This is a genomic window from Pseudomonas sp. MD195_PC81_125, assembly GCF_014060985.1.
Lineage (GTDB): Bacteria > Pseudomonadota > Gammaproteobacteria > Pseudomonadales > Pseudomonadaceae > Aquipseudomonas > Aquipseudomonas parakoreensis.
Genome location: NZ_JABULD010000008.1, coordinates 1 through 6,762, shown reverse-complemented (window position 1 = coordinate 6,762; position 6,762 = coordinate 1). Strand labels below are relative to the sequence as shown.

Genomic DNA, 6,762 nt, shown 5'->3' with positions numbered 1-6,762 from the left:
GGGGATTTATCCCCGATCGGCTGCAAAGCAGTCACAGGGCCGCTGCGCGACCCATCGGGGATAAATCCCCTCACCACAGATTCTTTTCCCACCGTTGATTATTCGAACCAACCCGTTTTGCAGGAGCAATCATGACCAGTCCAAAAAAAGCCGAGCCCGCAGCGCACGCTGAACCGTCGAGAATCCGTGAAGGCCTGCCCTTCCCGCTCGGTGCGACCTGGGATGGTCTGGGGGTCAACTTTGCGCTGTTTTCCGCCAATGCCACCAAGGTTGAGTTGTGCATCTTCGACGACGCCGGCGAAGTTGAACTCGAACGTATCGAACTGCCGGAATACACCGACGAGATCTACCACGGTTACCTGCCCGACGCCCACCCGGGGCTGATCTACGGCTACCGCGTCTATGGCCCGTATGACCCGGCCAACGGCCACCGCTTCAACCACAACAAACTGCTGATCGACCCCTACGCCAAGCAACTGGTTGGCGAGTTGAAATGGTCAGAGGCGCTGTTCGGCTACACCATCGGCCACCCCGACGCCGACCTCAGTTTCGATGAGCGCGACAGTGCGCCGTTCGTGCCCAAATGCAAGGTCATCGACCCGGCGCACACCTGGGGCAACGACCATCGCGTCAGCGTGCCGTGGGACAAGACGATCATTTATGAAACCCACGTACGCGGCATCAGCATGCGTCATCCGTCGGTGCCGGAGAACGTGCGTGGCACCTTCGCCGGGTTGATGGTCGATGATGTGCTCGAACACATCCGCAAACTCGGCGTGTCGTCGGTGGAACTGCTGCCGATTCACGCGTTCGTCAATGACCAGCACCTGCTGCACAAGGGCATGACCAACTACTGGGGCTACAACAGCATCGCCTTCTTCGCCCCCGACCCGCGCTATCTGGCCAGCGGCAAGATCGCCGAGTTCAAGGAGATGGTCGCGCACCTGCACGAGGCCAATCTGGAAGTGATCCTCGACGTGGTCTACAACCACACCGCCGAGGGCAACGAACAAGGCCCGACCCTGTCGATGCGCGGTATCGACAACGCCTCGTATTACCGGTTGATGCCGGACGACAAGCGCTACTACATCAACGATTCCGGCACCGGTAACACCCTCGACCTGAGCCACCCGTGCGTGCTGCAGATGGTCACCGACTCGCTGCGTTACTGGGCCAGCGAAATGCATGTCGACGGTTTCCGCTTCGACCTGGCGACGATTCTCGGGCGTTATCACGACGGTTTCGACGAACGCCACAGTTTCCTCGTCGCCTGCCGTCAGGACCCGGTACTGCGCCAGGTGAAAATGATCGCCGAGCCATGGGACTGCGGCCCCGGTGGCTATCAGGTCGGCCACTTCCCGCCGGGCTGGGTCGAGTGGAACGACAAATTCCGCGACACCGTGCGCGCGTTCTGGAAAGGCGACGACGGCCAGGTTGCCGACTTCGCCAGCCGCATGACCGCGTCCGGCGAGATGTTTAACCAGCGTGGGCGACGGCCGTATTCGTCGGTGAATTTCATCACCGCCCACGACGGTTTCACCCTCAACGATCTGGTGTCGTACAACGACAAGCACAACGAGGCCAACGACGAGAACAACCAGGACGGCAGCAACAACAACCTGTCGTGGAACCACGGCGTCGAAGGCCCGACTGACGATCCGGAGATCAACGCGCTGCGCCACCGGCAGATGCGCAACTTCTTCGCCACGCTGCTGCTGTCGCAGGGCACGCCGATGATCGTTGCCGGCGACGAGTTCGCCCGCACGCAGGACGGCAACAACAACGCCTATTGCCAGGACAGCGAGATCGGCTGGGTCAACTGGGACCTGAGCGAGGATGGCAAGGCGCTGCTCAAGTTCGTCAAGCGCCTGATCAAATTGCGCATGGCATATCCGATCCTGCGCCGTGGGCGCTTCCTGGTCGGCGAATACAACGAGGACATCGGCGTCAAGGACGTCACGTGGCTGGCGCCGGATGGCACCGAGATGACCACCGAACACTGGCACGACGCGCATAACCGCTGCCTGGGCATGCTGCTCGATGGCCGTGCGCAGGAGACCGGGATCCGCCGCAAGGGTGCCGACGCGACGCTGCTGCTGGTGGTCAACGCCCATCACGACATCGTCAATTTCAGCCTGCCGGAAGTGCCCGAAGGCAGTTTCTGGACCTGCATGATCGATACCAATCAACCGGCCATTCGCGGTCAGGAGCGCTTCGAGTTCGGCCATGAATACTCGGTCACCGGCCGTTCGCTGCTGCTGTTCGAACTGCAACGCGAAGAAGAAGACTGATATGGACCTGCAACACTATCTGGCGCGCCGCCCGCCGGACTACGCCGACACCGCCGCCCTCGGCCACTGCCTGCGGGCGTTGGTCGAAGCCGGGCTGGATCAACTGCCGTTACCGGGCAGCGGCCTTACGCTGGAGCGTTTTCAGCGTCTGGCCGAAGTCGGCGGACACGACCTGGGCTTGTGCAAACTCTACGAAGGCCACACCGACGCACTGGCGATCATCGAACAGCTGGGGGGTACGCCCACGCCGGGCAGCACCTGGGGCATGTGGGCCGCTGAACCGCCGCAGGCGCGGGTGCACGTGCGACCGGCCGGGCACATGGTGCGTCTCGACGGGCGCAAGGCCTGGTGTTCCGGGGCGGCGGTGCTCAGCCATGCGCTGCTCACCGCGTGGGACGCCGAAGATCGTCAGCAACTGGTGGCGGTGGCGCTTGATCAACCGGGCGTGACCATCACCGATCAGGGCTGGCAAGCGGTCGGCATGGGTGCCACCGGCAGCGTCGAAGTGTTGTTCGACGGCGCCGAAGCCCAGGCCATCGGCGAACCCGGCGACTACCAGAAACGTCCGGGTTTCTGGCAAGGCGGGATCGGCATCGCGGCGTGCTGGTACGGCGCGGCGCGGCAGATCGCCGAGGCACTGCGGCAACACTGCGCGCAACGCCAGGAGCCACACGCCCTCGCCCACCTCGGTGCGGTCGATGCGGCGTTGTACGCAGCGGCGAATGTGCTGCGTTTCAGTGCGCTGCACATCGATGCGCATCCCGAAGCCGATGCCGAACTGTTAGCCCGGCGTGCTCGCGCCGTGGTCGAGCAATCGGCTGAGCAAGTGATGCGCGAGACCGGTCGGGCGCTGGGCGCGGGGCCATTCTGCAAGGATCGACACTTCGCCCGGTTGAACGCCGATCTGCCGGTGTTCCTGCGTCAGAGCCATGCCGAGCGTGACCTTGCCGCGCTCGGCCAAGCGCTGGCCGAATACCCTGAGGAGGCGTGGACGCTATGAATGTCGCGAACAAACCCGATCCGATCATCGGCCACCAAGGCACGTCTCTGCTGCAATGGCAGCATTCCCGGCACCTGGCGGCGCTGGACAGCGTCGATGTCCTCAGTCTGGTGCCACCGGGCGCGCGGGCGGTGATTGTCGCGCCGCACCCGGACGACGAAGTGCTCGGCTGCGGCGGGATGCTGCAGTTGCTGGCCGCCGCCGGGCGGCAGTTGCAACTGATCTCGGTCACCGATGGCAGCGCCAGTCATCCCGGCTCCGAGCGCTGGCCGGTCGAACGTCTGAGCGTGGTGCGGCCGCAGGAATCGGCGGAAGCCCTGCGCCGCCTCGGCGTGCCCCTGCACCGGATGAAATGGCTGCGCGGCGGTTTCAGCGACAGCCAGGTGGCCGAGGATGAAACGTCGCTGGTCGCGTTCATCGAACGCCATTTGCGCCCCGGCGATGTGGTGTTCAGCACTTGGTGCGAGGACGGCCATTGCGATCACGAAGCCGTCGGCCGTGCCAGTATCGAGGCCGCACGCCGGGTCGGCGCCACCTGCCACGAACTGCCGGTATGGACCTGGCACTGGGCCTCCCCCGAAGACGCCGCGGTGCCGTGGCAGCGCGCACGCAAAATCCTGTTATCACCCGAGCAAGTGGCGCGCAAACGGCACGCGGTGCATGCCTTTGCCAGCCAACTGGAAGGCGACCCGCAAGCCGGGCTGCAACCGGTGCTGGCGCCCTACGTGCTGGATCGGCTGCTGCAACCTTTCGAAGTGGTGTTCCTGTGAGTGTCGATGATCGCTACTTCGAAGGCTTGTTCCGCGCCAGCGATGACCCTTGGGCGTTTCGCGAGCGCTGGTACGAACAACGCAAACGCGCGATCACCCTCGCGGCCCTGCCCCGCGCGCATTATCGGGCGATCTTCGAACCCGGATGCGCCAATGGTGAATTGAGTGCCGAACTGGCTGGCCGCTGCGACCGCCTGCTGTGTTGCGACACTGCCAGCGCGGCGGTGAATCTGGCGCGCAGCCGATTGAGCCTGTTCGACCACGCCGAAGTCCGCCAGAGTCGCCTGCCCGGCGACTGGCCGGAAGAAAAATTCGACCTGATTGTATTAAGCGAAATCGGCTACTACCTCGATGCCCAGGATCTGACAGACGTGATCCGGCGCATCAGCGATTCCCTGACCGCAGACGGGCAATTGCTCGCTTGCCACTGGCGCCCGCCCATCGACGGCTGCCCGCTCAATGCCCGCCAGGTGCATGACCTGATTCACGAACAATTGCCGCTGCCGCGTCTGGCGCTGCATCAGGAAGCCGACTTCATCCTTGAGGTCTGGAGCCGCGAGCCGCGCTCGGTGGCCGCACTGGAGGGCCTGCGATGATTGGCATTCTGATTCCCGCGCACAACGAAGAAGACTTGCTCGAGCAGTGCCTGACAGCCGCCCTGCGCGCCAGCAAACACGGACTGCTGGCCGGCGAACCGGTGGAGGTGCTGGTGGTGCTCGACAGTTGTACCGACCGGTCGGCACAGATTGTCAGCGGCTTTCCGGTGCTGAGTCTGCACATTGACGCTCGCAACGTCGGCCAGGCCCGTGCCGCCGGCGCGCAGGTTTTGCTGGAGCGTGGTGCACGCTGGATCTCCTGCTCCGACGCCGACAGCCGCGTGGCCGACGACTGGCTGGTGGCGCAGTTGGGCCTGGGCGCCGACGCGGTATGCGGCACGGTAACCGTCGAACACTGGGATCAATCGTTCGACGAAGCCGCGCAAATCCGCTATCACAGCCACTATCAGGCGCGTGACGGGCATCGGCACATTCACGGTGCCAACCTTGGAATCAGCGCAGACGCCTATCGTTGGGCCGGGGGTTTCAAACCTTTGGCCTGCGATGAAGATGTCCAACTGGTGCGGCAACTGGAGCTGTCCGGTGCCGACATCGCCTGGAGCCATCGCCCGCAAGTGCACACCAGCGCCCGTCTGGACAGCCGAGCCCGGGGCGGATTCGGTGATTACTTGCGGAAAATGGTACAGATAGACATAAAAAAAAGCGGATCAGATTGATCTGTGACGCGACGAATCGACTTTCATGAGCAATACTCTGCTGCGCGGCAATCCAGGGTTCGGAGCGACGCACGGCAATTCATCCGCCTTCACGGGTCGCGTGCGCCTGATTTTCCACGGTGCAGACGCGACTGAGGGCCAGAGACAACAAGGACGTAATACCCATGAAACCGTTATTCCTCAGCGAACACTCGCTGCCGGCGCAGATATGGAACAGCGCCCCGCAGCTGGACAACATTCCCGTCATCAACACCCACAGCCTCGTTCCCCCCGGCGCTCGCGCCGTCGTCGTCGCCCCGCATCCGGGTGATGAAGTGGTGACCTGTGGCGGGCTTCTGCAATTGCTCTCCAGCCTCGGTCATCCGCTGCAACTGCTGTCGATCACCGACGGCAGCGCCAGCCATCCGGGTTCACGACAATGGTCGGAAAAACGCCTGAGCGTATTCCGTCCCCAGGAAAGCGTCGAAGCCCTGCGCCGGCTCGGCCTGCCGATGCACAGTCTGAAATGGGTACGCGGCGGGTTTACCGACAACGCGCTGCTCGACTGCGAGGCTGACATCACCCACTTCATCGCGCGCTACCTGCGCCCCGGCGACGTGGTGTTCAGCACTTGGCGCAACGACAGCAACGACGACCATGAAGCGGTCGGCCGTGCCAGTGCCCAAGCGGCTGCGCAAGTCGGCGCGACCTTCCATGACGTGCCGGTCTGGGCCTGGCACTGGCCGGAACGCGAGCAGAACCTGATTCCCTGGGAACGTGCGCGCAAACTGCGACTCGACACCTGGACCGTGGCGCGCAAAAGTCACGCCACCCACGCCTATGCCAGCCAGCTCAAGGGCGAACCGGCGATCGGCATTGCGCCGATGCTGCCGCGGGTGATCCTCGAGCGCATGCGCTTGCCGTACGAAATCGTGCTCATCTGAAACACGTTTCCCCTGTGGGAGCGGGCTTGCTCGCGAAGAGGCCAGTACTGCCGGCGCCTATTCCTTTGGCACCACATTATCCAGTGCCTGATTCACCGCCAGCTCCCCCAGCATCACCACCTGCGCGATGCCCAACACCGTATGACGGCCCGGCCCTTCGAGCGTGCCGGCGAAATCACCGAGCATCACCGTGGCCGAGGCCAGGGACTCGCAGGCGTTGGCCAGCAGCGATTCGGTATCGGTTTGCGGGTTGACCAGGAACATGCTGCTGGGGGTGTACGGCGTTGCCATGATCTGCGCGGGCGCGAGGTAGTGGTCGAGGGCGCGTTCGGCGGCTTCGTGGAGTTTTCTGGAGTTGAGGGATTCGTACGGCGAAACCGATTCTGTGATCGGCGGATTGGGCGGGGTTTCGGACATCAGCTGGAACTCCGATCGAGGCATTTTGAATGAATGATGACCTGTAGGAGCTGCCGCAGGTGCGATCTTTTGATCTTGTTTTGAAATG

The 6,762-nt window shown here is 63.5% G+C and carries 7 protein-coding genes; 6 read left to right on the top strand and 1 reads right to left on the bottom strand.

From position 1 onward, the window contains the following. The first annotated feature begins 131 nt into the window (after positions 1-131). The 6 genes from glgX (at position 132) to HT737_RS00515 (ending at position 6,257) form a co-directional block, all read left to right on the top strand. A complete protein-coding gene (gene glgX / locus HT737_RS00540; RefSeq protein WP_047294185.1) occupies positions 132-2,291 on the top strand; it encodes a glycogen debranching protein GlgX in 2,160 nt (719 codons plus the stop codon). A 1-nt stretch (position 2,292) separates the two neighbouring features. Then, on the top strand, positions 2,293-3,291 hold the full coding sequence (locus HT737_RS00535; RefSeq protein ID WP_182400959.1) for an acyl-CoA dehydrogenase family protein: 999 nt from the start codon (positions 2,293-2,295) through the stop codon (positions 3,289-3,291). Beyond that, complete coding sequence (locus tag HT737_RS00530) at positions 3,288-4,061, top strand: PIG-L deacetylase family protein (RefSeq protein ID WP_182400957.1); 774 nt, start codon at positions 3,288-3,290, stop codon at positions 4,059-4,061. The genes HT737_RS00535 and HT737_RS00530 overlap by 4 nt, the downstream gene beginning before the upstream one ends. Continuing rightward, positions 4,058-4,657 (top strand): SAM-dependent methyltransferase, encoded by a 600-nt coding sequence (locus HT737_RS00525; protein ID WP_047294179.1) that lies wholly within the window; start codon positions 4,058-4,060, stop codon positions 4,655-4,657. The genes HT737_RS00530 and HT737_RS00525 overlap by 4 nt, the downstream gene beginning before the upstream one ends. Next, positions 4,654-5,334, top strand: coding sequence for a glycosyltransferase family 2 protein (locus tag HT737_RS00520; protein WP_182400955.1), 681 nt, complete (start codon positions 4,654-4,656; stop codon positions 5,332-5,334). The genes HT737_RS00525 and HT737_RS00520 overlap by 4 nt, the downstream gene beginning before the upstream one ends. A gap of 164 nt (positions 5,335-5,498) precedes the next feature. Continuing rightward, the gene (locus HT737_RS00515; RefSeq protein ID WP_047294177.1) at positions 5,499-6,257 is read left to right on the top strand and encodes a PIG-L deacetylase family protein; all 759 of its coding nucleotides are present in this window, start codon (positions 5,499-5,501) and stop codon (positions 6,255-6,257) included. Positions 6,258-6,314: 57 nt separating this feature from the next. On the opposite strand, the gene HT737_RS00510 is transcribed toward HT737_RS00515, so the two are convergent. Then, complete coding sequence (locus HT737_RS00510; RefSeq protein WP_182400953.1) at positions 6,315-6,674, bottom strand: DUF6124 family protein; 360 nt, start codon at positions 6,672-6,674, stop codon at positions 6,315-6,317. Between the last annotated feature and the right edge of the window lie 88 nt (positions 6,675-6,762).